22 protein-coding genes and 1 riboswitch are annotated in these 24316 nt (G+C 69.8%); of the genes, 5 read left to right on the plus strand and 17 right to left on the minus strand.

Features of this window, described 5'->3' with window-relative positions:
* Positions 1-30 precede the first annotated feature (30 nt).
* Positions 31-1173, minus strand: a complete 1143-nt coding sequence (locus FHX80_RS04875; RefSeq protein ID WP_145763062.1) for a glycosyltransferase family 4 protein — start codon at positions 1171-1173, stop codon at positions 31-33.
* Between the two features lie 101 nt (positions 1174-1274).
* Here FHX80_RS04875 and FHX80_RS04880 point away from each other — a divergent pair, with 101 nt between their 5' ends.
* Positions 1275-2546 (plus strand): glycosyltransferase family 87 protein, encoded by a 1272-nt coding sequence (locus FHX80_RS04880; protein ID WP_145763063.1) that lies wholly within the window; start codon positions 1275-1277, stop codon positions 2544-2546.
* A gap of 19 nt (positions 2547-2565) precedes the next feature.
* Here FHX80_RS04880 and FHX80_RS04885 read toward each other — a convergent pair whose 3' ends face one another.
* The 5 genes from FHX80_RS04885 to FHX80_RS04905 form a co-directional block, all read right to left on the minus strand.
* Positions 2566-3819: a Cif family virulence factor gene (locus tag FHX80_RS04885; RefSeq protein WP_145763064.1), complete on the minus strand. Its 1254-nt coding sequence runs from the start codon at positions 3817-3819 to the stop codon at positions 2566-2568.
* Between the two features lie 16 nt (positions 3820-3835).
* A complete protein-coding gene (locus tag FHX80_RS04890; protein ID WP_145763065.1) occupies positions 3836-4870 on the minus strand; it encodes a C40 family peptidase in 1035 nt (344 codons plus the stop codon).
* 238 nt (positions 4871-5108) lie between these two features.
* Positions 5109-6134: a C40 family peptidase gene (locus FHX80_RS04895; RefSeq protein WP_145763066.1), complete on the minus strand. Its 1026-nt coding sequence runs from the start codon at positions 6132-6134 to the stop codon at positions 5109-5111.
* 282 nt (positions 6135-6416) lie between these two features.
* Complete coding sequence (locus FHX80_RS04900; protein WP_375889201.1) at positions 6417-7778, minus strand: NYN domain-containing protein; 1362 nt, start codon at positions 7776-7778, stop codon at positions 6417-6419.
* Between the two features lie 37 nt (positions 7779-7815).
* Positions 7816-8058 carry a hypothetical protein gene (locus tag FHX80_RS04905; protein ID WP_018555472.1) on the minus strand — a complete coding sequence of 81 codons (243 nt, stop codon included), beginning with the start codon at positions 8056-8058 and terminating at the stop codon, positions 7816-7818.
* A gap of 160 nt (positions 8059-8218) precedes the next feature.
* Here FHX80_RS04905 and FHX80_RS04910 point away from each other — a divergent pair, with 160 nt between their 5' ends.
* The gene (locus tag FHX80_RS04910) at positions 8219-8956 is read left to right on the plus strand and encodes a rhomboid family intramembrane serine protease (RefSeq protein WP_208764581.1); all 738 of its coding nucleotides are present in this window, start codon (positions 8219-8221) and stop codon (positions 8954-8956) included.
* Entirely contained in the window at positions 8953-9234 is a 282-nt protein-coding gene (locus FHX80_RS04915) for an Lrp/AsnC family transcriptional regulator (RefSeq protein ID WP_123470113.1), read from the plus strand. The genes FHX80_RS04910 and FHX80_RS04915 overlap by 4 nt, the downstream gene beginning before the upstream one ends.
* 62 nt (positions 9235-9296) lie before the next feature.
* On the opposite strand, the gene FHX80_RS04920 is transcribed toward FHX80_RS04915, so the two are convergent.
* The 6 genes from FHX80_RS04920 to ctaE all read right to left on the minus strand — a co-directional run bounded on the left by FHX80_RS04920 (position 9297) and on the right by ctaE (position 16401).
* Entirely contained in the window at positions 9297-10673 is a 1377-nt protein-coding gene (locus FHX80_RS04920; protein WP_145767081.1) for an aminotransferase class V-fold PLP-dependent enzyme, read from the minus strand.
* A 171-nt stretch (positions 10674-10844) separates the two neighbouring features.
* Positions 10845-10962: riboswitch (SAM riboswitch) on the minus strand.
* An 83-nt stretch (positions 10963-11045) separates the two neighbouring features.
* Complete coding sequence (gene trpD, locus FHX80_RS04925; RefSeq protein WP_145763068.1) at positions 11046-12110, minus strand: anthranilate phosphoribosyltransferase; 1065 nt, start codon at positions 12108-12110, stop codon at positions 11046-11048.
* Between the two features lie 126 nt (positions 12111-12236).
* Positions 12237-13862 carry a cytochrome bc1 complex cytochrome b subunit gene (gene qcrB / locus FHX80_RS04930; RefSeq protein WP_145763069.1) on the minus strand — a complete coding sequence of 542 codons (1626 nt, stop codon included), beginning with the start codon at positions 13860-13862 and terminating at the stop codon, positions 12237-12239.
* A complete protein-coding gene (gene qcrA, locus FHX80_RS04935; protein ID WP_145763070.1) occupies positions 13859-14911 on the minus strand; it encodes a cytochrome bc1 complex Rieske iron-sulfur subunit in 1053 nt (350 codons plus the stop codon). The genes qcrB and qcrA overlap by 4 nt, the downstream gene beginning before the upstream one ends.
* Entirely contained in the window at positions 14908-15717 is an 810-nt protein-coding gene (gene qcrC, locus FHX80_RS04940) for a cytochrome bc1 complex diheme cytochrome c subunit (protein WP_145763071.1), read from the minus strand. Before qcrC ends, qcrA begins: the two co-directional genes overlap by 4 nt.
* Positions 15718-15780: 63 nt before the next feature.
* A complete protein-coding gene (ctaE, locus tag FHX80_RS04945) occupies positions 15781-16401 on the minus strand; it encodes an aa3-type cytochrome oxidase subunit III (protein WP_145763072.1) in 621 nt (206 codons plus the stop codon).
* Between the two features lie 187 nt (positions 16402-16588).
* Here ctaE and FHX80_RS04950 point away from each other — a divergent pair, with 187 nt between their 5' ends.
* Positions 16589-16990 (plus strand): hypothetical protein, encoded by a 402-nt coding sequence (locus FHX80_RS04950; protein ID WP_145763073.1) that lies wholly within the window; start codon positions 16589-16591, stop codon positions 16988-16990.
* 63 nt (positions 16991-17053) lie between these two features.
* Here FHX80_RS04950 and FHX80_RS04955 read toward each other — a convergent pair whose 3' ends face one another.
* The 4 genes from FHX80_RS04955 to ctaC all read right to left on the minus strand — a co-directional run bounded on the left by FHX80_RS04955 (position 17054) and on the right by ctaC (position 21520).
* Positions 17054-18307 carry a L,D-transpeptidase gene (locus FHX80_RS04955; protein ID WP_145763074.1) on the minus strand — a complete coding sequence of 418 codons (1254 nt, stop codon included), beginning with the start codon at positions 18305-18307 and terminating at the stop codon, positions 17054-17056.
* A 122-nt stretch (positions 18308-18429) separates the two neighbouring features.
* Positions 18430-18828 carry a cytochrome c oxidase subunit 4 gene (locus tag FHX80_RS04960; RefSeq protein ID WP_145763075.1) on the minus strand — a complete coding sequence of 133 codons (399 nt, stop codon included), beginning with the start codon at positions 18826-18828 and terminating at the stop codon, positions 18430-18432.
* Positions 18825-20561, minus strand: coding sequence for an aa3-type cytochrome oxidase subunit I (gene ctaD, locus FHX80_RS04965; RefSeq protein ID WP_145763076.1), 1737 nt, complete (start codon positions 20559-20561; stop codon positions 18825-18827). The genes FHX80_RS04960 and ctaD overlap by 4 nt, the downstream gene beginning before the upstream one ends.
* On the minus strand, positions 20558-21520 hold the full coding sequence (gene ctaC, locus FHX80_RS04970) for an aa3-type cytochrome oxidase subunit II (RefSeq protein ID WP_145763077.1): 963 nt from the start codon (positions 21518-21520) through the stop codon (positions 20558-20560). The genes ctaD and ctaC overlap by 4 nt, the downstream gene beginning before the upstream one ends.
* Positions 21521-21802: 282 nt before the next feature.
* On the opposite strand from ctaC, the gene FHX80_RS04975 reads away from it, so the two are divergent.
* On the plus strand, positions 21803-23188 hold the full coding sequence (locus FHX80_RS04975) for a cysteine desulfurase/sulfurtransferase TusA family protein (protein WP_145763078.1): 1386 nt from the start codon (positions 21803-21805) through the stop codon (positions 23186-23188).
* Between the two features lie 25 nt (positions 23189-23213).
* Here FHX80_RS04975 and FHX80_RS04980 read toward each other — a convergent pair whose 3' ends face one another.
* Positions 23214-24188: a carbohydrate kinase family protein gene (locus FHX80_RS04980; RefSeq protein WP_145763079.1), complete on the minus strand. Its 975-nt coding sequence runs from the start codon at positions 24186-24188 to the stop codon at positions 23214-23216.
* Positions 24189-24316 lie beyond the last annotated feature (128 nt).

Below are 24316 nucleotides of genomic sequence, written 5' to 3' on the forward strand. Positions count from 1 at the left end.
GTGCGAGCGGCCCCTTCCGTGTGCCGGGGCTCAGAGCAGCGCCCTGAGCCGCTCCGCCAGCAGGTCCCAGCGCCACTTCTCCTCGACCCAGGCCCGTCCCCGCCCCCCCATCCGCCGGCGCAGCTCCGCGTCGCCGAGCAACGCGACGATCCGCTCCGCCGACTCCTCGGCCGAACCGCCGCGCACCACCCAGCCGGTCTCGCCGTCGAGCACCGCGTCCGGGGCGCCGCCCGAGTCGCCCGCCACCACCGGCAGCCCGGTCGCGGACGCCTCCAGGTAGACGATGCCGAGGCCCTCCACGTCGAGGCCGCCGCGCCGGGTGCGGCACGGCATCGCGAAGACGTCGCCGGCGCCGTAGTGCGCGGGCAGTTCCGCCCAGGGCACCGGTCCGGTGAACCGCACCGAGTCCAGCACCCCGGTCTCGGCGGCCAGCTTCCGCAGCTCCCCGGCGTACGGTCCGCCGCCGACGATCAGCAACACCGCGTCGGGCACCTCGGCCAGGATCGCGGGCATCGCGAGGATCAGCGTGTCCTGGCCCTTGCGCGGCACCAGCCGGGACACGCAGACGACGACCGGCCGGTCGGTGAGCCCGAGCCGGGCCCGGACCAGATCGCCGCCGGAGCCCGGGTGGAAGGCCTTCTCGTCCACGCCGGGCGGTAGCTGGACCATGCGGTCCGCGGCCGCCGGGGTGAGCGCGGCGGCGATCCGGGACCGGGTGTACTCACCGAGATAGGTGACGGTGTCCGTGCCCTCGCCGATCCGCCGCAGCAGCTGCCGGGAGGCGGGCAGCTGGGCCCAGCCGGCCTCGTGCCCATGGGTGGTGGCGACCAGCCGGCGGGCACCGGCCCGGCGCAGTGCCGGTGCCATCAGCGCGAGCGGGGCGGCGGCGCCGAACCAGACGGACGAGCAGCCGTGGGTGCGCAGCAGCCGCGCGGCGCGCCGGGTCACCCGCGGGGTCGGCAGCAGCATCGTCGTACGGTCGCGGACCACGGTGAAGGGCTGCTGGGCGTCGAAGGCCGCGGTGGCCGCCGCGCCTTCGGGGCCGCGCTTCCAGGTGGAGGCGTAGACGACGATCCGGTCCGGGTCCAGCCGGAGCGCCATGTTGTGCAAAAACGCCTGGATGCCACCGGGGCGGGGCGGGAAATCGTTGGTCACGATCAAGGTCTTGTCCATCGCCGCCGACAGTACCGGGCGGCCCCGCCTCGTGGCTCGCGCACGGATCCGGCGGGCATCATGTCCTGTCGTACCACCGACGGAACGGACGAGGGCGGAACATGACGGGCTCGGGCAGCGCACATCGGGCCTTCGTGGTGTGGTCCCTCACCAGGGCGGTCCTGCTGCTCTGCCTCGTCAAGGTCTTCACGCTGCCGGGCCCCGACGTGACGAGCGACGTGTCGGTGATCTACCACGGCTGGTACGAGGTGCTGGGCTCGGGCAGCTACCCGCGGTCCGACGTCACCTGGCAGTACCCGCCGGTCGCGGCGCTCGCGATCCTCTCCCCCGCCCTGCTGCCGTTCCTGGACTACGCCTCGGCCTTCTTCGTCCTGGCGTTCCTCTGCGACACGCTGGTGCTGGGTCTGCTGCTGTACGCGGGCCGCGGTGCTGCCCGGCGGACGGCCGGGGCCTGGGTGTGGGTCGCGGGGGTGCCGCTGCTCGGTACGACGGCGTACGCCCGGTACGACGTGATGGTGACGGCCGTCGCGGTGGCGGCGCTGCTGGCCGGGGTGCGGCATCCGCGGGTGATGGGGGCGCTGGCGGCGTTCGGGGCGCTGCTGAAGGTGTGGCCGGCGCTGGTGCTCGCCGGTACGGCTCGCGGGCGCCGGACGCGCCTGGCGTGGACGACCGCGGCCGGGGTGGCGCTCGGGCTGCTGGCTGCGTGCGCGGTGGCGGCGCCCGGCGCACTGGCCTTTCTCGGTTTCCAGCGCGACCGGGGCACCGAGGTCGAGTCGCTGGGTGCGCTGGTCTTCCATGTGGCGCGGCAGTTCGGCTGGCAGGGCAGGGTGGAGCTGCGCTACGGCTCGCTGGAGTTCCTGGGCCCGCACGTGCCGCTGGTGAGCACGCTCGCGCTGGGGCTGAGTGTGGTGGCGTTCGGCTGGCTGCTGGTGTGGCGGCTGAAGGCGCGCACCTTCGGGGTGAGTACGCCGGCGGACGCGGCGTTCACCGCGGTGCTGCTGTTCACCACCACGAGCCGGGTGATCAGCCCCCAGTACATGCTGTGGCTGGTCGGGGTGGCCGCGGTGTGCCTGGTCTTCCGGGAGAGCCGGATGACCCTGCCGGCCTGTCTGGTGCTGGCGGCGACGGGCGTCACCCAGCTGGAGTTCCCGCTCGGGTTCGTCCATGTGGTGACGAGCGATGCGACGGGCGTGACGCTGATGTTCCTGCGCAACGGCCTGCTGGTCGCCGCGACGCTGATCGCGGGCGGGCGGCTGTGGCGGGACACGGTGACACGGCCGGTCCCCGAGGCTCCTGAGGCCCCCAAGGCCACCGAGGTGTCCGCGTCGGCCCGGCGGGCGGCCGGGCCCGGGCCGACGACGGTCGCCGGCTGAGCGGCGGCGGGCCCCGCTGTCAGCGGAGCAGGTCCCGCACGTAGTCCCGCCAGCGCGCCGTGAAGTCCTGCGGAGTCGTGTCGAGGACCTCGTGCGTGGCCTGCTCCACCGCCCCGTCCCGCCCTGAGTGCCCCCCGACGGCCCGGTAGAAGGCGATCAGCTTCTCCTCGCCCCATTGGTCGGCGATGAGCTCGCAGGCCAGCCAGCCGCCCTCGTACGCCCTCGCCAGCCGGTCCGGGTCCCCGGCGAAGCCGAAGTCCTCGCCGGTGGGCAGGGCGGCGGGCAGCTCGCCGCGCCGGACGGCGTCGGTCAGTTCGGGCGCGACCTCGGCGGCGGTGCGGTCCCCGTCCCGGTAGGCCGCCCAGTCCGCGAAGCCCTCGGAGAGCCAGGTCGGGGTGGCGGCGGAGGTGCTGGTGCGGGTGGCCACATGCGCGGTCTCGTGGGTGAGGACAATGCGCTGTCCGAAGGTGCCGAGCATCGCGTACGCCTGTGGGTTGACGATCACCCGGTCGGCGGGCGCCGTGCCCCGGCCGCCGGTCTCGCCGGTGGTGACGGCCGCTATGCCCCGGTAGTTCGCGGCGGGCGACCCGAGCAGCTCCGCCATGTCCTGCACGCTGTCCGGGACCAGCACCACCACCCGCCCCGCCCAGCGCTCCGGCCAGGCGTCGGAGACGGCGGGCACCGCGCGGTCCGCGGTGGCCGCGATCCGGGTCAGCTCGTCGCGGGAGCGGCCGACGCCCAGCACCAGGCTGTGCGTGCCGTGCACCACCTCGACGTCGCCCTGCTGCCACAGCTGCCGGCCACCGCCCTCGGCCGCCCGGTCGGCGGTGATGTACCAGCGCCCGTCGGCCGGGTCCCGTTCCAGGTCGAGCACCCGGTCCACGGAGACCGGCGCGCTGTCGTAGCCCTTGAGCCGGTAGCCGAGCCGGACGTCGGCGGTGGCCCGGTCCGCTCCGTGCGGCGAGACATCCGTCAGCCGGTACGTCCAGGAGCCGATCGGCATGTCCGCGAGATGGCCGAGCTCCTTGCGCTGCGCGGTCCGCAGGGCGGTGGCGTCCGGGTCGACGACGGCGAGGTAGGCGTCCGGGTCGTGGTGCAGCACCGCGGCTGCCCGGCGGTCCAGGGTGGCGCGGATGTCGGCGGCGGCGGTGTCCGGGACGTCGACGGCCGGGGCGGTGCAGGCGGTGGCACACAGCAGCGCGGCGAGCACGACGCCCGCCGCTCTCCGTCCTCCACCGCGCGCCCGCCCTGCGGTACGCCCCTGAGCAGCCACATGAACGAGGGTACGGTCAGACCCGGGTGACCGAGGAGACGGGCATCATGCCGACCGGGTCGTAGCGGACCGGGGCGCCGGGGTACGGGGCGTGGATGACCTGGCCGTTCCCCACGTACATCCCGATATGGCTCGCGTCCGCGCGGTAGGTGACCAGGTCGCCGGGCCGCGCCTCTGCCAGCGGCACCATGCGGCCGGCGTACCGCTGGGCCTGCGAGGTGCGGGGCAGGCTGACCCCGGCCTGGGCGTACGCCCACCGCATCAGCCCGGAGCAGTCGAATCCGGAGGGCCCGCTCGCGCCCCAGACGTACGGGCGGCCCAGCGCCCGCTGGACGGCCATGACGGCGGCCGCCGCCCGCGCCGAGCCCGCCGGAAGTCCGGCCGGTGCCGTCCCGGTCCCGGCGCCCCGGCCGGTCCGCGAGGCCCGCTCGAACGCCGCCCGGTCGGCGCCGGGCAGCGCTTCGAGCAGCCTCCTGGCCTCGGCGAGCTTGCGTACGACGGTCCGCTTGTGGCGGCCGGCGGCCGCGCGGCTGCGCTCCAGACCGGCGAGCGAACCGGCGGCCTCCGCCCGGGTCTGGGCGAGCGCCCGCTGTGCCTTGCGGAGTTCGGCCAGGGCGCCCGCCCGGCTGTCGTTCACCCGGTCCAGCACGGCGGCCCGGTCGAGGTAGTCGTCGGGGTCGGAGGAGAGCAGCAGGGCGAGCGAGGGGTCGATGCCGCCGGCCCGGTACTGCGCACGGGCCGCCGAACCGAGCTCCGTACGCATCCGGTTGACGCGCTCCTGGCCCCGGGCCGCCCGGTCCTGCGCCCGGCTCACCTCACCGCGCAGCCGTCCGGCGTTCTCCCCGGCCTCGTTGTACTGCTCGGTGGCGTGCTCGGCCTCGGCGTAGAGGCGGTCGACCCGGGCCCCGGCGGACTGCGACGTGTCCTGCGGCTCGGCGTTCGCGGTGGCCGCGCCGAGCGTCGCGGCGGCGGCCGCCGCCGCGGCCGACAGAACAGTGGCCCGGGCGCTCCGGCTGACGCCGGGCTGTGTGGAACGGCGATGGGACACCACAGGACGCCGCACTTCCTTCCGCTGTACGCAGATGTGCGCAGCCCCGGCCGCCCGGGGCGGGCGGACCGACACATCGGAGCTGCGCGGAAGCCAGACAGTAGCGGCGCGATCACGGAGCGAACAAAGGCCGCGCCGGACGGCGGGGAGGCACAAACAGCGACGCCCCGCCGGTGACCTGTGGTCTCCGGCGGGGCGGGCAGTCAGTACGGGGCGTGGGAATTCGCCCGTTCGGGCGTGATCAGATGCGCCGGCCCATCTGGAAGCTGCCGATGGTGTCCATCGACTCGTAGCGGACCACGGCGCCCGGCTTCGGGGCGTGCAGCACGGTGTTGTTGCCCGCGTAGAGGGCCACGTGCGAGGTGTTGTTGAAGAAGACCAGGTCGCCCGGCTTCAACGCGCTGCGCCCGATCATGGTGCCCTCGTTGATCTGGGTGTACGTGGTGCGGGTGATCTGGACACCGGCCTGGGCGTAGGCCCACTGGGTCAGACCCGAGCAGTCGAACGAGTTGGGGCCGGTGCCGCCGGAGACGTACGGCTTGCCCACCTGGGTGGAGCCGGCCTGGAGCGCGGCGCCGCCACGGGCGGAGGCGGGAACCTCGTTGCCCAGTTCGACCCGGTCGCCGGCGGCGCGGCTGGCGCGCACGTCGTCCTCGCGGATCTTCGCGCGCTCGGCGGCGGTCAGGGTGTTGAGCACCTTGCGCGCCTCGGCGAGCTTGCCCTGCTGCTGCTTCTTCTTCTCCCCGAGCGTCTTGCGGACGTCGGCGAGGTCGTTCAGCTTGTCCTGGGCCTCCTTGCGCTCCTGCGCGAGGGACCGCTGCTTCTCCTGGATCTTCGTCATCGACTCGGCCTGCTTGGCCGTCAACTGGTCGAGCGCGGAGGCCTTGTCGAGGAAGCTGTCCGGGTCCGAGGCGAGGAAGAGCTGCACCGAGGGGTCGATGCCGCCGGAGCGGTACTGCGCGGCGGCGAGCGAACCGAGGCCGGAGCGGAGCGTGTTGAGCTCCTGCTGGCCGCGCGCCACCTTGTCCTGCAGCGCGCCGACCTGCTTCTCGAGCTTCTCCTGCTTCTCCTTGGCCCCGCTGTACTGCTCGGTGGCCACCTCGGCCTCGTGGTAGAGCTTGTCGACCTTTTCCTTGACCTCGCTCTTGGTCGGCTTGGGGTCGGCGTGAGCGGCCTGGGAGGTCAGGGCCACTGCTGCTGCGGCGGTCGCGGTGAGCACGGTCACACGGGCGCGGCTCGGGTGCTTGGGTCGACGGTGGGACGCCACGAAGGCGAGCTCCTTCTTCCTCGAGCCGCCTACCGGGCTGTGGGGGACATCGATCCCCGGCTCCGCGCAGATCACGGACTCGGCGGTTCCTTCACTGCCACCCCGGATGGGTGATCAACCGTGCGAAGGTTCGAGGCCCGACCCTAGTGACCATCTTGTGATCAGTTCAAATCCTCGCAGGAAAAATCTCGTCCAACAGGTACTTCTTTACCCACACCGCACTGCGCGTAGCGGCGACTTGACGGTCCGTTCCAGGAATTCCGTCAAGTCGCCCTTGTCTCACTAAACGCGCGAAAGCCGCTTCAGGAGCAAGACGGACGCAACGGGCCTGGCCCCCGCTTTCGCCACCCCGTCGGCCACCTCGCGGTCGGTGGAGACCACCACGACGGGCCGCCCGGACGGTTCGGCACGCGCGAGTTGCCGGATGAGCTCGTCCGCGGTGACCCCCGCCCTGCTGAACAGCACCCGCACCCCTCGCGGCGGCGCGAGCAGCACCGGAGCGGCCAGCTCGGCCCCGTCGAAGACACAGGTCATCTCGGCGCCCGTCTGGGCGGCGAGCACCGACAGACCGCCCAGCAGCCGCAACCGCTGCTTCTCCAGCGGCATCTGCGGATAGCCGGTCTTGGTGACGTTGTAGCCGTCCACGATCAGATGCGCCTGCGGCAGCGCGAGCAGTTGGTCCAGCAGCGCCGGATCGGTGTCCGAAAGCGCCCTGGCGGCAACGTCCTTGGGTGACATCCGGCCCGGCTCCACGGCGTCCACGGTGTCCGCGGGACGCATCGAGGAGGGCGGCAGGGCGAGTTCGCGCCGCAGTCCGCCGGCCGCTTCGAGCACCGTGTCCAGCAGCAGCCGCACCCGCATGTCCTCGACCGACCGTCCCTCACGGGCGGCCCGGCGCCCCGCCTCGACGGACGCCTCCGCCTCGCTGAGCCGCGCCCGCAGCCTCCGGGTCTCGCTCTCCGCCGCGGACACCTGGGCGGCCGCCTCGGCCCGCACGGTGTCACTCTCGGCCCTGCCCCGGCGCAGCGCCGCCTCGCCGCGCTTCACCTCGTTGGCCGCGCTGCGCAGTTTGCGCTGGAGCGACTCGGCCTCCTTGCGGGACGCGTCGAGGTCGCCGCGGAGCCGTTCGGTCTCGCTCCTCGTCTGGGCGCGGGCCTGGGCGAGTTCCTCGCGCAGCCGTTCCAGCTCGCGCCGGCTCTCGTCGTCGGCCCGCTCGGCGTCGGCCCGCTCGGCCTCCTCACCGGCGGCGGCGAGGAGCTTCACCCAGCCGGCCGGGCGCAGCACATAGGCCGCGGCGGCCACGTCGACGGGATCGGCGGCGGCGGGCAGCGAGCCGGCCTCCAGGGCAGCGCTCAGCTCCGGCTGGGTCTCCCTCAGCCGTTCACCGATACGCCGGCGGAACGCCGCGTCCCCCTCCAGGGCCGCCGCCATCGCGTTCCCGGCGAACTTGGCCCGCCGGGTCGGCGTGAAGCGGGCATACTGCCTGAGCTGGGCCGGGAGTTCGGTGACGGTCAGGCCGCCGAACGCGTCCGAGACCAGCGCGACGACCCGTCGTCGTACGCCTTCGGGCAGCGGGCGGTCGAGCGCCTCCACGGCATCGTCGGCCGCATCGGCCGACGCGGCGCCGCCAGCGGGCTGCTCCACCATCCGTCACCTCAAACTCTATGTCCGCACGGCCCCGTCAGGAGTCGGCACCCGGCCTGTCGACCAGCTCGATCTGATCCACCGCGTTGCACCAACGGCAACGCACGGACTCGATGGTCTCACTGACCACCTCGCGTTCCTCGACGCTCGACTCCCCTGCCAGGTCGAGATGAACGTATTCGACGACCTTGGAGGAGCGCGTCACGTCGAAACGCGTGAGGTTTCCGCAGAGCGTGCAGCGCCAGCGGGTCGCGTCGGTCGGCTGGGGAACCGTCGTCATCGTTGCGTCCTCTTTCGTCGAGCCTCGTGCTGCCACATAAGGATCACGCGGTGCGCCGTCGAACTGCGGATGTCCTGCCGTAACCCTACGGCCTCCCCGCATACCACCGGCACGGCGAGGCGCTCTGTCCCGTTCCCTCCGCTTGAGTCATGCTCTGTTCATGATCGATCGGCGGGCTGCGGCCGGCAGACTCCTGCGGGCGGCCACCTCGGGCGGGCCGCCGGTGACCTACGCCCTCATCGCCCTGTGCTGCGTGGTCTTCGCGATCAGCCCGCTCTCCGGGCTCAACCCGGTGTACGGCAGCGCGGACGCCCTGCTGTCGGCCCAGGCCGGGTACTTCGAGCGCTGGGGCGTGATCCCGAGCGATCTGTGGAACGGCTCCACGCACGCCCTGCTGACCCCGCTCACCGCGCTCTTCGTACACGGCAGCTGGCTGCATCTGCTCGGCAACATACTGTTCCTGTACGTGTTCGGGGCGATGGCCGAGGAGCGTATGGGCCACACCGAGTTCGCGCTCTTCTACCTCGGCTGCGGCTACCTCGCCCTGCTCGCCTACGCGGCCGCGCACGCCACGTCCGACGAGACGCTCGTCGGTGCGTCGGGGGCGATCTCGGCGGTCCTGGGGGCCTTCCTCTACCTCTTCCCCAGGGCCCGGGTCACCAGCGTGTTCCCGTTCCTGCTCTTCCTGCCGCTGCGCTTTCCCGCCTGGGTCGTGCTGATCTTCTGGTTCGTGCTGCAGTGGCTGGCCGCCAAGGCTGCCGGAAGCGGCCCCGGCGTGGCCTATCTCGCCCATGTGGTCGGCTTCGCCATCGGCTTCCTCTACGCCTGGGGGCGCTACCGGCGTGGGGCTAGAGTGAGATCTCCAGCCACGGCCACCGAGGGAGAAAGCCAGCCGTGATCACCGCGATCGTGCTCATCAAAACCAGCGTGGACCGGATTCCCGAGATCGCCGAGGCCGTCGCGGCGCTGGACAGCGTCAGCGAGGTCTTCTCGGTCACCGGTACGTACGACCTGATCGCCATGGTCCGGGTGGCCAAGCACGACGATCTCGCCGACGTCATCCCCGGCCGGATCAGCAAGATCCCCGGCGTCGAGGGGACCGACACCCACGTGGCGTTCCGTACGTACTCGCAGCATGACCTGGAGGCGGCCTTCGCCATCGGTCTGGACGCCTAGGCAAACGCGTTCGGCCGGGTACGGACAGCTGTCCGTACCCGGCCGAACGCGTTTTGCGCCGCTCAGACCTGAGCCGTGCCCCGGTCCGGGACGCAACGGCCTTCCTCGGTGCGGTACTTCCACTGGGCGCCCTGACTCACCAGTTCCTTGACCGCCCGGACGAAGCGCTCGATGTGCTCGTCCGGCGTACCGGCACCGAAACTGACCCGGATCGCGTTGAGCGACCGCTCGCCCGGCTCGGCCTCCGGCGCACCGCACTCGCCGGCCTCCTGCGGGTCGCTGCCGAGCAGGGTGCGCACCAGCGGGTGGGCGCAGAACAGTCCGTCACGCACTCCGATGCCGTACTCGGCGGAGAGCGCCGCGGCGAAGTGCGAGCTGTTCCAGCCCTCCACGACGAAGGAGATGACGCCGACCCTCGGGGCGTCGTCGCCGAACAGCGAGAGCACCCTGACCTCGGGGACCTCGGCGAGTCCGGCACGGACCGCGGAGACCAGCTGCTGCTCCCGGGCGACCAGGCCCTCGAACCCGGCCTCGGTGAGCGCCCTGCAGGCGGAGGCGATGGAGTAGACCCCGATGACGTTGGGGGAACCGGCCTCGTGGCGGGCGGCGGTGGTGTGCCACTCGACGTCCACCGCGCCGTCGGCGCGACGGGCGACCTTGCGGGAGGCGCCGCCACCGGCCAGGTAGGGCTCGGCGTCGCGCAGCCAGTCGGAGCGGCCGGCCAGGACGCCCGAGCCGAACGGCGCGTACAGCTTGTGTCCGGAGAAGGCGACCCAGTCGACGTCCAGCTCGGCGATGTCGACGGGGTGGTGCGGGGCCAGCTGCGCGGCGTCCAGCACGATCCGCGCACCGTGGGCGTGCGCGGCGGCGGCGAGTTCCTTGACCGGCCACAGCTCACCGGTGACGTTGGAGGCGCCGGTGACGCAGACCAGCGCGGGGCCGTGGGGATCGCGGTCGGCGAGTGCCCGCTCCAGCGTGGCGACGGCCTGGGCGGGGGTGCGCGGGGCGTTCAGGTAGGTCACCCGGGCATCGCGCCAGGGCAGCAGCGACGCGTGGTGCTCGGTCTCGAAGACGAACACCTGGCAGTCGGCGGGGAGCGCGGCGGCCAGCAGGTTGAGTGAGTCGGTGGTCGACCGGGTGAAGATCACCTGATCGCCGGCGCGGCAGCCGAGGAACTCCGCGACGGTGACGCGGCTGCTCTCGAAGAGGTCCGTGGAGAGCTGCGAAAGGTAGCCGGCGCCCCGGTGGACGCTGCCGTAGTACGGCGCGTACGCGGCGACGTCGTCCCACACCCGCTGCAGGGCCGGAGTGCTGGCGGCGTAGTCCAGCGCGGCGTACGTGACCTCACCGCCGGTCACGAGCGGAACCGTCACATCCTTGCCCAGAACCGGCAGAGGGGTACAAACGGACTGGTCGGCGGCAGCGGTGAAGACGGACATGACGAACTCCCGTAACAGGCAGGCGAATTCCGCGTGCCCGCGGATGCGCGGCAGCACGGAAGGAAGATGAGGGTGTGCGGAGGAGGGCCGAAAAGCCCTATCGCATTCGCTTGCTCACAGAGGCTCCCTGAGGACCAGGACCCCACGGGTGGACGTCTCACGACGTCGAGGGGTCCGCGCTTGCCGCAGACCTCGCTGCCCACGGCCTGGTCTTCACCCGGGGCACCCCGCCACGGACGGAGGGTTGCCGGACAGCGGGCCGGGGCCGTAGTCGCTGTCACTCATGACCTGACCAGCATCCTGCCATATGTGCGTGAACGCGCAAGGCGCAGTCCATGACCTGGACTGCGCCCTGCTTGACACTCCGTACGTTCAGGCGTTGCTGGCCTTGACCCATCTCTCCAGCGCCCGCCCCGCGGACCCGGAGTCGATGGACTCGGCGGCCTTCGCGATACCGGCGGCGAGCTGCTCGGTGAGCGTGCCCTCCCCCGGGTTCAGCGCCACGAGCGCCGCCGCCGAGTTGAGCAGGACGGCGTCCCGGACGGGGCCGGTCTCGCCTGCCAGCAGCCGGCGGGCCACATCGGCGTTGTACGAGGCGTCGGCGCCGCGCAGCGCGTCCACCGGCACCAGCTCCAGGCCGACGTCGCGCGGGTCGAAGGCCTGCTCACGCACGACGCCGTCCCGGGCCACCCAGACCCGGGAGGTCGCGGTGGTGGTCAGCTCGTCCAGGCCGTCGTCGCCGCGGAAGACCAGCGCGGAGTTGCCGCGCTCGGCGAGCACGCCCGCGACGATCGGCGCCATCCGCAGATCGGCGACACCGATGGCCTGGGAACGCACCTGGGCCGGATTGGTGAGCGGACCGAGGATGTTGAAGGTGGTCGGGGCACCCAGCTCCGCCCGCGCCTTCGCCGCGTACCGCAGGGCGGGGTGGAACTTCACCGCGAAGCAGAAGGTGATGCCCGCTTCCTCGGCCACCTCGACGACGCGCTGCGGGGGCAGGTCCAGGTTGACGCCGAGCTTGCCCAGGACGTCCGAGGAGCCGCTGGCCGAGGAGGAGGCGCGGTTGCCGTGCTTGACGACCTTGGCGCCCGTCCCCGCCACGACGATCGCGGACATGGTGGAGATGTTGACCGTCTTGGCCATGTCACCGCCGGTGCCGACGATGTCGACCGTGCGGCCGGGCACGTGAATGGTGGTGGCGTGCTCGTACATAGCACGGACCAGGCCGGAGACCTCCGTGACGGTCTCGCCCTTGGCGCGCAGGGCCACCGCGAAGCCGGCGATCTGTACGTCGGTCGCCTCGCCGCTCATGATGCGGTCCATCGCCCACGCGGTGTCGTCGGCGCTCAGGTCCTCACCGCGCAGCAGCGGGGTCAGCACGCCCGGCCAGGAACGAGCCGCCACGCTGTCGCCGCCGACCGGGGTCACAACGTTCATGGTCCGCTCCTGGGGTCCACAGCCGATAAGGGGATGTGACCACCCTATCGAGCGCCGGGGACAGCGAAGAGCCCCGTCCATCGTATGGATGGGCGGGGCTCCTGCTGTGGCGATCAGTTCAGGTGATCAGTGGTGGCCGTGGCCGTCGGTGATCTCCTTGTACTCCTCGGCGGAGGGCTTGGCGATCTGGTTGTTCTCGCCGTAGTAGCCCTGGCTGAGCTTGGCCCGCACCTTCTGCAGCACGGACACCTTGCGCTTGACGCCGTTCTCGTCGACCAACGGGCCGATCTCGACCGGCACGTACTGCTCGTGCGCGGTGAGCGTGTGCAGCTGCGCGGGTGACAGCGGTTCGTGGACCTCGACGAACTCACCGTGCGGCAGGCGCTTGATGAGCCCGGACTCACGCCCGTGCAGCACCTTCTCCTTGTCCCGGCGCTGAAGGCCGAGGCAGATCCGCTTGGTCGCGATGAACGCGAGGACCGGAGCGACGAAGAAGGCGATCCGCACGAACCAGGTGATCGCGTTGATCGACAGATGGAAGTGCGTGGCCCAGAGGTCGTTGCCACCACCCACGAGCAGCACGAAGTACCACGTGATCCAGGCCACGCCGAACGCGGTGCGCGTCGGAGCGTTGCGCGGGCGGTCCAGGATGTGGTGCTCGCGCTTGTCCCCGGTGACCCAGGACTCGATGAACGGGTAGACCGCGATCGCGGCCAGGACCATCGGGAAGATCATCAGCGGGACGAGCACGCCCAGGACCAGCGTGTGACCCCAGAGGTTGATCTCCCAGCCGGGCATGACACGGATCAGACCCTCGGAGAACCCCATGTACCAGTCGGGCTGCGCGCCGGTGGACACCTGGTCCGGGCGGTAGGGCCCGATGGCCCAGATCGGGTTGATCGAGGCGATGCCCGAGATGGCGGCGATGACGCCGAAGACCAGGAAGAAGAACCCTCCGGCCTTCGCCATGTACACCGGCAGCAGCGGCATGCCGACGACGTTCTTGTTGGTCCGGCCGGGACCCGCGAACTGCGTGTGCTTGTGGTAGAAGACCAGGATCAGGTGCGCCACCAGCAGCCCCATCATGATGCCGGGCAGCAGCAGGATGTGGACCGAGTAGAACCGGGCGATGATGTCGCCGCCCGGGAACTCCCCGCCGTACAGGAACATCGACAGGTACGTGCCGACGATCGGCATGGACAGGATCGCGCCCTGCATGAACCGGACACCCGTACCCGAGAGCAGGTCGTCCGGGAGCGAGTAGCCGGTGAAGCCGGTGAACATACCGAGCACGAACAGCAGGAAGCCGAACAGCCAGTTGATCTCACGCGGCTTGCGGAACGCGCCCGTGAAGAAGACGCGCATCATGTGCACGAACATGCCGGCCAGGAAGATCAGCGCGGCCCAGTGGTGGATCTGCCGGACCAGCAGACCACCGCGGACGTCGAAGCTGATGTCCAGCGTCGAGGCGTACGCCTCGGACATCTGGATGCCCTGCATGGGCTCGTACGGGCCGTGGTAGACGACCTCGTTCATGCTCGGGTGGAAGAACAGCGTCAGGTACACACCCGTGAGGATGATGATGATGAAGCTGTAGAGGCAGATCTCACCGAGCATGAAGGACCAGTGGTCCGGGAAGATCTTGCGCATGTTGGCCTTGGCCAGGGAGTAGATCCCGAGCCGGCCGTCCGCCCAGTCGGCCACCTTCTCACCGGCGGGCGCCTTGCGCTTCGTATCGGTCGCAGTACTCATCCGCGCTCCCAGAATGCAGGACCGACGGGCTCATCGAAGTCACCGAGCGCCTCGAGGTTGCCCTCGCTGTTCACGCCGATCCGCAGCTGCGGGAGGGCGTGACCGGCCGGACCGAAGATGACGCGGGCGCCGTCGGAGAGGTCGAAGGTTGACTGGTGGCACGGGCAGAGCACGTGGTGGGTCTGCTGCTCGTACAGGCTGATCGGGCAGCCGACGTGGGTGCAGATCTTCGAGAAGGCCACGATGCCCTCGTGGGCCCACTCGCGCTCGCGCTTGTCCTTGATGTTGGACGGCTCGATGCGAATGATCATCAGCGCGGCCTTGGCGATCTGCGTCTGGAAGTCGTGCGCGTCCTCCTCCAGGCCCTCGGGCATGGCGAAGGTGAGCGAACCGACGGTCACGTCCTCGGGACGAAGCGGCTCATTGGTGTTCATGTTGATGAGCTGCTTGCCCTTGGCCCACATGGTGGAGCGAAGCTTCTTCTCCGGCAGCGGACCGAGGTCGCGCAGCAGCACCACACCGGAGAGCGGCACCAGGGCCAGCGCGCCGAACATGGTGTTGCGGACCAGCTTGCGCCGGCCGAACGCGGACTCCTCGGCACCGGCCGCGAAGTCGGCGAGAACCTTCGCCTTGACCTCGGGCTCGGCCTCGATCGCGTGCCGCTCGTCGGCGACCTCCACGTCGGACATCAGGGTGCGCGCCCAGTGGACGGCTCCCGCGCCGATCGCGAAGAGCGCCACGCCCAGGGTCAGTCCCAGGGAGAAGTTGAGCGCACTCACATGACCGAACGGGAAGATGTAGACGATCTTGTCGACCGGGAAGATGACGAAGGAGGCGATGAAGCCGACCGTCGCCAGCATGGACAGCGCGAACATGAACGCGACCGCGCGCTCGGACCGCTTCGCGGCCCGTTCGTCGATGTCCTGGATGCGCGGCTGGTGGGCCGGCAGCCCCGGGTCGGCGAACGGATCGTCCGCGCCCTCTACCGCGCCGTGCGCGGGGGCCTGCTCTGCGGGCAGGTTCTTTTCTGGAATCTCTTGGCTACTCATGACTTCTTGGCCTTAGCGGTGTGGGCCGCGACCCAGACGGCAACTGCGATAAGTGCGCCGAGCCCGAAGATCCAGCCGAACAGACCCTCGCTGACCGGACCGAGACCGCCCAGACTGAGGCCGCCGGGGCTGGCGGAATCTGCGCTGTTCACGGTCTGGACGTACGCGATGATGTCCTTCTTCTGCTGCTCGGGCATCGTCGAGTCCGGGAAGGACGGCATGCTCTGCGGGCCGGTCTGCATGGCCTCGTACATGTGCTTCGGGTCCACACCCTCAAGGCCGGGTGCGTACTTGCCGTTCGTCAGGGCACCGCCCTTGCCGGTGAAGTTGTGGCACTGAGCACAGTTGGTACGGAAGAGATCGCCACCCTTGGCGATGTCCGCGCCTTCAGGGCTGACCTGACTCTTGGTCGGGGTGATCGGACCGGCGCCGAGCGACGCGACGTACGCCGCGAGCTGGTCGATCTCGCCCTGGGTGTAGATGACCGGCTTCTTCGGTACCTGGGCGCCCGGCTGCTGTGCCGGCATACGGCCCGTACCGACCTGGAAGTCGACGGCGGCGGAGCCCACGCCGACAAGCTGGGGCCCGTCGGTTGTGCCCTGACCGCCGGTTCCGTGGCAGCTGGCGCAACCGACGGAGTACAGCTTCTTGCCCTCGTCGATGGCGAGGGACTGGGAGGTTTCGTCGGCCTGCGCCTTACTCGCGGGCGCAAACGCGGCGTACAGGCCCCCAGTGGCCGCCAGCGCGAGGAGTAGTACGACGACCGCCGCCAACGGATGGCGTCGTCGTGCGGAGAGCTTTTTCACGGATTACCCCGGTGTCAGGATCTTCTGCGTCGATGCTGGATGTGGTTCGGGCTCTGAGCCCGGTTACTTGATCATGTAGATCGTGGCAAAGAGGCCGATCCACACGACATCGACGAAGTGCCAGTAATAGGACACGACGATGGCAGCGGTCGCCTGTTCATGGGTGAACCTCTTGGCTGCGTACGTCCTGCCCAGAACGAGCAGGAAGGCGATGAGGCCGCCTGTCACATGCAGACCGTGGAAGCCGGTGGTCAGGTAGAACACCGAGCCGTACGGATCCGAGGACAGCGAGAGGCCGTCCTTCTTCACCAGCTCGGTGTACTCGAAGACCTGGCCTCCGATGAAGATCGAACCCATCACGAAAGTGATCACGAACCAGGTACGGAGCTTCTTCACATCACCTCGCTCGGCGGCAAAGACGCCGAGCTGGCAAGTGAGTGAGGAGAGCACCAGGATGGTGGTGTTCGTCGCCGAGAACGGGAAGTTCAGGGACGAAGCCATTTCCTTCCAGTGATCTGATCCGGTCACCGATCGCAGGGTGAAGTACATCGCGAAGAGGGCCGCGAAGAACATCAGCTCGGAACTCAACCAGATGATGGTTCCGACGCTGGTGAGGTTCGGCCGATTGACCGACGGGTGCGCGTGCCCGGTTTCTACTGTCGTTGCTGTCGCCACGACCGACATTATGTCGGTCGCTTATCCCGCCCTCACTCCGGGGGGTGCCGTTCGGTGTGTCAGAGGGGTGTGTCCTCCCCGAACGGCCCATGGATCCGCCGTCCCGGGCGGTGCTGACAGGCTGTCGGGCGGAGTACGATCCGCGCATCGGTTCATGCCCCGAAAGCCCCGAAGACACAGATGTCACGGAGGAACAATGCAGCCGACCGCCACGGTCCTGGTCTACAGCGACAACGCACACACCCGTGAGCAGGTGAGGTTGGCAGCAGGGCGCAGGCCCGCGGCGGACGTGCCGCCGGTGGAGTTCCTGGAGTGCGCCACCCTGCCCGCCGTCCTGGACGCACTGGATCACGGAGGCGTCGACGTCTGCGTGTTGGACGGTGAGACGGCCCCTGCCGGAGGCATGGGCGTCTGCCGTCAGATCAAGGACGAGATCTTCCGCTGCCCGCCGGTGCTGCTGCTGATCGGGCGCCCGCAGGACGCCTGGCTGGCCACCTGGAGCCGCGCGGACGCCGCGGTGACCCTTCCGGTCGAACCGGTCGGGTTCGCGGACGCCCTGGCCGCCCTGCTGCGCAGCCGGCTCTCCGTGGGGGCCTGAGGGACTGTCGGCCCCTCAGGCCGTCGCGGGCCCCTCCGCGGGGCAGCGCACTCCCCCGGTCGGTCAGACCTCGGGGCGCAGTCGCGCCGCCTGGACCGTGTCGACGCGGTCCGGCGTGCCGTTCTGCAGTGCGCTGCCCTTCTGCCATGTGGCCCAGGAGAGGTTCCAGTCGCCGTAGCCGTTGTCGAACGGCGTCATGGTCGCGCCCTGGCTGCCGACGACGCTGACGATGTCGCCCTCGCGCACGGTGTTGTAGAACCACTCCGCCGCGCTGTTGCTCATGCCGGTACAGCCGTGGCTGACGTTCGCGTACCCCTGTGATCCGGTGGACCAGGGGGCCGCGTGGACGTACTCGCCGCTCCAGGTGACCCGGGTCGCGTAGTAGACCAGCAGGTCGTACGAGTCGTCCGAGTCCTGCGAGATGCCGATGGTCTCGCCGCGCATACGTACGTCGTGCTCCTTGCTGAGCACGACCTTGACGCCGTTGCGGGTGTCGAAGCCGGGCCTGCCCGTGGTCACCGGAATGGTGTTGATCACTTCTCCGTTGCGCTTGACCGTCATGGAGTGCTGCGCGGCGTCGGTGACGGCCTCGATACGGTCGCCGGTAGTGATCTTCAACGCTTTCGCGGGAGCCCCGTACAGCGTGCTGGTCACCTTCATGCCGGCCAGATTGCTGCTGACCTCGATGGTGGCCCTCGCCGGCCAGTACTCCTGCGGCCGGTAGTGCAGCGTCTTGTCGTCGACCCAGTACCAGGAGCCGGTCACGGCAGGCACGGAGCGCACCTTCAGCGCGCGCTCCACCGTGGCGCGGGCCGCCTTGTCGGCGACCGGAGCACTGAGTTGCGCCGTAAGGGGCTGTCCGACGCCGTAGGTGCCCGCCTGAGGGCCGAAGGTGACCTTCAGGAACTTCTTGGCAGAGGCGGTCTCGAAAGAGAGCGTGCGGCTGCCTGGGGCGCCGTCGCTGTCCTCCATGCTGACCCTGACGGTGTACCGGGCGCCTGCCGCGAGCGGGGCGGTGGAGTGCCAGCGGTGTCCGTCGGCATCGAGTTCGCCCGCCACATGGCGTCCTGTGGTGTCCACAGCCGTCACATCGGTGATCCGGCCGTCGTCGCCGTCGACGCTCACTTCGAGGGGCTTGTCCGGGTCGACCTTCTCGCCGCCGTCGGGCGCGTTGGAGGAGATCTCGTCCGCCGCGTTGTACGGCTTCGCCGCGAGCGGATGGCTGTCGGACTGCCCACAGGCGGTCATCCCTGCTACGAGGGTCACGGCCAGCAGAGTGCAGCTCACTACGGGACGGATGCGCGGCGTGTGGTTCATGAACCCACGCTATGAAGGTTCATTTGATTCAGCGCGCGGGGTGACTGCAAACGGGGGGCCCGCACTTCTCGTGGAAGTGCGGGCCCCCCGTCAGGTGGAGCGGTGTCACGGGTGGAGCGGTGTCACTGGGTGCGGTTCTCACCGCGGTAGTACTCGAACACCCAGCCGAACAGACCGACCAGGAGCATCGGGAGCGAGAAGAAGAGCAGCCACCAGCCGAAGACGACTCCCATGAAGGCGAGTGCACCGCCGACCGCCAGCGAGAGCGGCTGCCAGCTGTGCGGGGAGAAGAACCCCACGTCGCCGGCCTCGTCCGCCACATCGGCTTCCCTGTCGTCCTGCGCGAGCGCGTCGACCCGCCTGGCCGTGAAGGCCAGGTAGAAGCCGATCATGACGCTCAGGCCGAAGGCCAGGACGAGCGCGGTCGTGCCGGCCGGCTCCTTGGACCACACGCCGTACGTGATGGCCATGGCGAGCATGAAGACCGCCAGCCAGAGGAACAGCTTGCCCTGGATCTTCACTTGCCCGCCTCCTTGCCACCGGCGAGGGCCTTGTCACCCTCGGAGTGGTGCTCCAGCTGTTCGAGGGCCGTGATTTCCGGGTGGTGCAGGTCGAACGCCGGGGACTCGGAACGGATCCGCGGCAGCGTGAGGAAGTTGTGCCGCGGCGGCGGGCAGGAAGTCGCCCACTCCAGCGAGCGGCCGTAGCCCCACGGGTCGTCGACCTCGATCTTCTTGCCGTACTTGGCCGTCTTCCAGACGTTGTAGAAGAACGGCAGCATCGACAGGCCGAGCACGAACGAACAGATCGTCGAGAACGTGTTCAGCGCGGTGAAGCCGTCCGCCGCGAGGTAGTCCGCGTAGCGACGCGGCATGCCCTCGGCGCCCAGCCAGTGCTGCACCAGGAACGTGCCGTGGAAGCCCACGAACAGCGTCCAGAACGTGATCTTGCCGAGCCGCTCGTCGAGCATCTTGCCGGTGAACTTCGGCCACCAGAAGTGGAATCCGGAGAACATCGCGAAGACCACGGTGCCGAAGACCACGTAGTGGAAGTGCGCCACGACGAAGTACGAGTCCGAGACGTGGAAGTCCATCGGCGGCGACGCCAGGATCACACCGGTCAGACCACCGAAGGCGAAGGTGATCAGGAAGCCGATGGCCCAGAGCATCGGTGTCTCGAAGGACAGTGAGCCCTTCCACATCGTGCCGATCCAGTTGAAGAACTTCACCCCGGTGGGCACCGCGATGAGGAACGTCATGAACGAGAAGAACGGCAGCAGCACACCGCCGGTGACGTACATGTGGTGGGCCCACACGGTCACGGACAGACCGGCGATGGCGATCGTCGCACCGATCAGACCGATGTATCCGAACATCGGCTTTCGACTGAACACCGGGATCACTTCGGAAATGATCCCGAAGAAGGGCAAAGCGATGATGTACACCTCTGGATGGCCGAAGAACCAGAAGAGGTGTTGCCATAGCAATGCGCCGCCATTGGACGCGTCGAATACATGCGCACCGAATTTTCGGTCCGCCTCCAGCGCGAAGAGCGCGGCGGCGAGCACCGGGAAGGCCAGCAGGACCAGAACACCGGTCAGCAGGACGTTCCAGACGAAGATCGGCATACGGAACATCGTCATGCCGGGTGCGCGCATGCAGATGATCGTGGTGATGAAGTTGACCGAACCGAGGATCGTGCCGAATCCGGAGAACGCCAGACCCATGATCCACATATCGGCACCGACGCCCGGCGAGCGGACCGCGTCCGAAAGCGGGGAGTAGGCGAACCAGCCGAAGTCGGCCGCACCCTGCGGGGTGAGGAAGCCGGCCACCGCGATGATCGAGCCGAAGAGGTACAGCCAGTACGCGAACATGTTCAGCCGGGGGAACGCCACGTCGGGCGCGCCGATCTGCAGCGGCATGATCCAGTTCGCGAACCCGGCGAACAGCGGCGTCGCGAACATCAGCAGCATGATCGTGCCGTGCATCGTGAACGCCTGGTTGAACTGCTCGTTCGACATGATCTGCGTGCCCGGACGGGCCAGCTCGGCGCGCATGAAGAGCGCGAGCAGACCGCCGATGCAGAAGAACGCGAACGAGGTGACCAGGTACATCGTGCCGATCGTCTTGTGGTCAGTGGTGGTCAGCCACTTGATGACGACGTTTCCCGGCTGCTTGCGCCGGACCGGCAGCTCGTCCTCGTACGAGTCGTCTGCTGCCGCGGCACCCTGAGGTTCATTGAGGATGCTCACAGTTTGTTCGTCTCCGCATTCCTGGCCGGGTCAGTCTGCTCGATGCCGGCCGGCACGTAGCCCGTGTTGCCCTGCTTCGCCAGCTCCTTGAGGTGCGCCTCATAGCGCTCCGGGGAGACGACCTTGACGTTGAAGAGCATTCGGGAGTGGTCGACGCCACAGAGCTCGGCGCACTTGCCCATGAAGGTGCCCTCCTGGTTGGGAGTCACCTCGAAGGAGTTGGTGTGGCCCGGAATGACGTCCTGCTTCATGAGGAACGGCACCACCCAGAAGGAGTGGATGACGTCACGCGAAGTCAGGATGAAGCGGACCTTCTGCCCCTTGGCCAGCCACAGGGTCGGGCCGGGGTTGCCGTTCTGCGGGTTCTGGGTTCCCGGGATGCCGACGTCGTGGACGCCTTCCGCACCCTTGGGGAAGTCCTTGTGGAACCGGTCCGGAATGGCGTTGAGCTCCTTGGGGATCTTGTTGCCCGTGGCGGTCGAGCCGTCCACGTTCTCGATGTAGTTGAAGCCCCAGCTCCACTGATAGCCGACCACGTTGATGGTGTGGGCGGGCTTCGGGGAGAGTTCGAGGAGCTTCGATTCGTCGCGCGCGGTGAAGTAGAACAACACCGAGACGATGATCAGAGGGACCACGGTGTACAACGCCTCGATCGGCATGTTGTACCGGGTCTGCGGAGGAACCTCCACCTTGGTGCGGCTGCGCCGGTGGAAGATGACACTCCACAGGATCAGGCCCCAGACCAGCGCGCCCGTGGCGAGCGCTGCCGCCCACGAGCCCTGCCAGAGGGAAAGGATCCGTGGTGCCTCTTCCGTTACCGGCGTAGGCATACCAAGGCGGGGGAAATCCTTGTATGTGCAACCGGTTGCGGTAGCCAGGATCAGGCCCGCAGTCAGCACCTGCGGCAGCTTCCGCCGCATCGGGCGCCGCGACGAGCGGTCGGAGCCGTTGGGACTCACGTAGCGCCTTCCCGAGAGTCTCGCCCGCACGGTCGGCGCGCCCGTCTCGTTTGTCGGTCGCCGCCCCTGACGCGGGCAGGGGTTTGGATGTTTATGCGGACCAAACCCTACTGGACGCTATTTGGGGTCGCGCGGGGAGGGTGCCCAACGCGCCGCCCGACTCCCCGAAGGGGTGGAATCCGGGCCTCCGGCCGACATCTGACGCCCCCTCTCCCGACCGCGCGGACCGCCGGTCCCGAGCCGGAGTGCGGCCCGGCGCGCGGGCCGGGCTAGCGTGGCCGGGTGCCCTACTTCGACGCCGCGTCCGCCGCCCCCCTCCACCCCGTCGCCCGCCAGGTGCTGCTTGCCGCGCTGGACGAGGGCTGGGCCGACCCGGCCAGGCTCTACCGCGAGGGGCGCCGCGCCCGGCTGCTGCTGGACGCGGCCCGGGAGGCCGCGGCGCAGGCCGTCGGCTGCCGTCCCGACGAGCTCACGTTCACCTCGTCCGGGACCCGGGCGGTGCACTCCGGAATTTCCGGGGCCCTCGCCGGACGTCGGCGTGTCGGCCGCCATCTGGTGGTGTCGGCGGTCGAGCACTCGTCCGTACTCCATTCGGCCACCGACCACGAGAGCCGGGGCGGATCGGTCGCGGAGGTGCCGGTCGACCGTTCGGGGGCGGTGAGCCCGGCGGCGTACGGAGCGGCGCTGCGCGAGGACACCGCGCTGGCCTGTCTCCAGTCCGCCAACCACGAGGTCGGCACCGAGCAGCCGGTGGCCGAGGTCGCCGGGCTCTGCCGGGACGCGGGGGTGCCGCTGCTGGTGGACGCCGCGCAGTCACTGGGCCAGGGGCCGGTGCCGGGCGGCTGGTCGCTGCTGGCGGCGAGCGCCCACAAATGGGGCGGTCCGGCCGGGGTCGGGCTGCTGGCGGTGCGCAAGGGTGTCCGGTTCGCGGTCCAAGGACCGGCCGACGAGCGGGAGTCGGGGCGCGCCGCCGGCTTCGAGAACATTCCGGCGATCGTGGCCGCGGCGGCGTCCCTGCGGGCGGTACGGGCGGAGGCGGCCGCCGAGGCGGAAAGGCTGCGGGCGCTGGTGGACCGGATCCGGAGCCGGGTGCCCGCGCTGGTGCCCGATGTGGAGGTCGTCGGCGATCCGGTGCGGCGGCTGCCGCATGTGGTCACCTTCTCCTGTCTCTATGTCGACGGGGAGAGCCTGCTCCATGAACTGGACCGGGCGGGGTTCTCCGTTTCGTCCGGCTCGTCCTGCACGAGCAGCACCCTGACCCCGAGCCATGTGCTCAGGGCGATGGGGGTGCTGTCGGAGGGCAACGTCCGGGTGTCGCTGCCGACGGGCACCACCGCACAGGACGTCGACCGCTTCCTCGACGTGCTCCCCGGGGTGGTGGCGGGGGTCCGGGAGAAGCTGGGTGCGCCCGCCGCGGCCGCCCCCTCCCCCGCCGCCCCGGCGGCCTCCCTGGTCGTCGACGCGCTCGGGAGGCGCTGCCCGATCCCGGTGATCGAGCTCGCAAAGGTGATCGGAGGGGTGCCGGTGGGCGGGACGGTGACCGTCCTGTCCGACGACGAGGCGGCCCGGCTCGACATTCCGGCCTGGTGCGCGATGCGCGAGCAGGAGTACGTGGGTGAGGAGCCGGCGGACCGGGGTTCGGCCTATGTGGTCCGCCGGCTGTCCTGACCGCGCGGGGCGCGTACGGACCTGACTACGCGAGGTGGGTGCGGACCTCGGCCGCCGCCTCGTGGCCGTAGGCCTTGGTGAAGCGGTCCATGAAGTGGGTGCGGCGCAGGGTGTACTCCTGGGTGCCGACCGTCTCGATGACCAGGGTGGCGAGCATGCATCCGACCTGGGCGGCCCGCTCCAGGCCGACGCCCCAGGCGAGGCCGGAGAGGAACCCGGCACGGAAGGCGTCGCCGACACCGGTCGGGTCGGCCTTGGTCTCCTCCTCCGGGCAGCCGACCTCGATCGGCTCCTCGCCGACCCGCTCGATCCGCACGCCCTGGGCGCCCAGGGTGGTGACGCGGTGGCCGACCTTGGCCAGGATCTCCTGGTCGGTCCAGCCGGTCTTGGACTCGATGAGGCCCTTCTCGTACTCGTTGGAGAAGAGGTACGTGGCGCCGTCGAGGAGGATGCGGATCTCGTCGCCGTCCATCCGGGCGATCTGCTGCGAGAAGTCCGCGGCGAACGGGATCCCGCGGGAGCGGCACTCCTCCGTGTGGCGGAGCATGCCCTCCGGGTCGTCGGCGCCGATGGAGACCAGGTCGAGGCCGCCCACCCGGTCGGCGACGGCCTTCAGCTCGATCAGCCGGGCCTCGCTCATGGCGCCGGTGTAGAAGGAGCCGATCTGGTTGTGGTCGGCGTCCGTCGTGCAGACGAAGCGGGCGGTGTGCAGGACCTCGGAGATCCGCACCGATCCGGTGTCGACGCCGTGGCGGTCGAGCCAGGCCCGGTAGTCGTCGAAGTCGGAGCCCGCGGCGCCGACCAGGATCGGAGCGGTGCCGAGCAGACCCATGCCGAAGCAGATGTTGGCGGCGACACCTCCCCGGCGCACGTCCAGGTTGTCGACCAGGAAGGAGAGCGAGACCGTGTGCAGCTGATCGGCGACCAGCTGGTCGGCGAATCGGCCGGGGAAGGTCATGAGGTGGTCGGTGGCGATGGAGCCGGTGACTGCGATACGCACGGGGGACTGCTCCTGCGGAGGTCGAGGGGAACGGATGTTCGCGTTCCCGGGTCGGCGTGACAGTTCACGCTACCGGTTCCCGCGAGGGTCCGAAGGGGAAAAATTACCCGATAGTAGGGCTTTCTTCC

The sequence above is a fragment of the Streptomyces brevispora genome (assembly GCF_007829885.1).
Taxonomy (GTDB): domain Bacteria; phylum Actinomycetota; class Actinomycetes; order Streptomycetales; family Streptomycetaceae; genus Streptomyces; species Streptomyces brevispora.

Excerpts from the sequence above, each read along its gene's own strand:
- FHX80_RS04875 (WP_145763062.1), bottom strand. The coding sequence starts at position 1,173 with ATGGACAAGACCTTGATCGTGACCAACGATTTCCCGCCCCGCCCCGGT.
- FHX80_RS04880 (WP_145763063.1), top strand. The coding sequence starts at position 1,275 with ATGACGGGCTCGGGCAGCGCACATCGGGCCTTCGTGGTGTGGTCCCTC.
- FHX80_RS04950 (WP_145763073.1), top strand. The coding sequence starts at position 16,589 with ATGCAGCCGACCGCCACGGTCCTGGTCTACAGCGACAACGCACACACC.
- qcrB (WP_145763069.1), bottom strand. The coding sequence starts at position 13,862 with ATGAGTACTGCGACCGATACGAAGCGCAAGGCGCCCGCCGGTGAGAAG.
- FHX80_RS04905 (WP_018555472.1), bottom strand. The coding sequence starts at position 8,058 with ATGACGACGGTTCCCCAGCCGACCGACGCGACCCGCTGGCGCTGCACG.
- FHX80_RS04910 (WP_208764581.1), top strand. The coding sequence starts at position 8,219 with ATGATCGATCGGCGGGCTGCGGCCGGCAGACTCCTGCGGGCGGCCACC.
- trpD (WP_145763068.1), bottom strand. The coding sequence starts at position 12,110 with ATGAACGTTGTGACCCCGGTCGGCGGCGACAGCGTGGCGGCTCGTTCC.
- FHX80_RS04955 (WP_145763074.1), bottom strand. The coding sequence starts at position 18,307 with ATGAACCACACGCCGCGCATCCGTCCCGTAGTGAGCTGCACTCTGCTG.
- ctaE (WP_145763072.1), bottom strand. The coding sequence starts at position 16,401 with ATGTCGGTCGTGGCGACAGCAACGACAGTAGAAACCGGGCACGCGCAC.
- FHX80_RS04920 (WP_145767081.1), bottom strand. The coding sequence starts at position 10,673 with ATGTCCGTCTTCACCGCTGCCGCCGACCAGTCCGTTTGTACCCCTCTG.
- qcrA (WP_145763070.1), bottom strand. The coding sequence starts at position 14,911 with ATGAGTAGCCAAGAGATTCCAGAAAAGAACCTGCCCGCAGAGCAGGCC.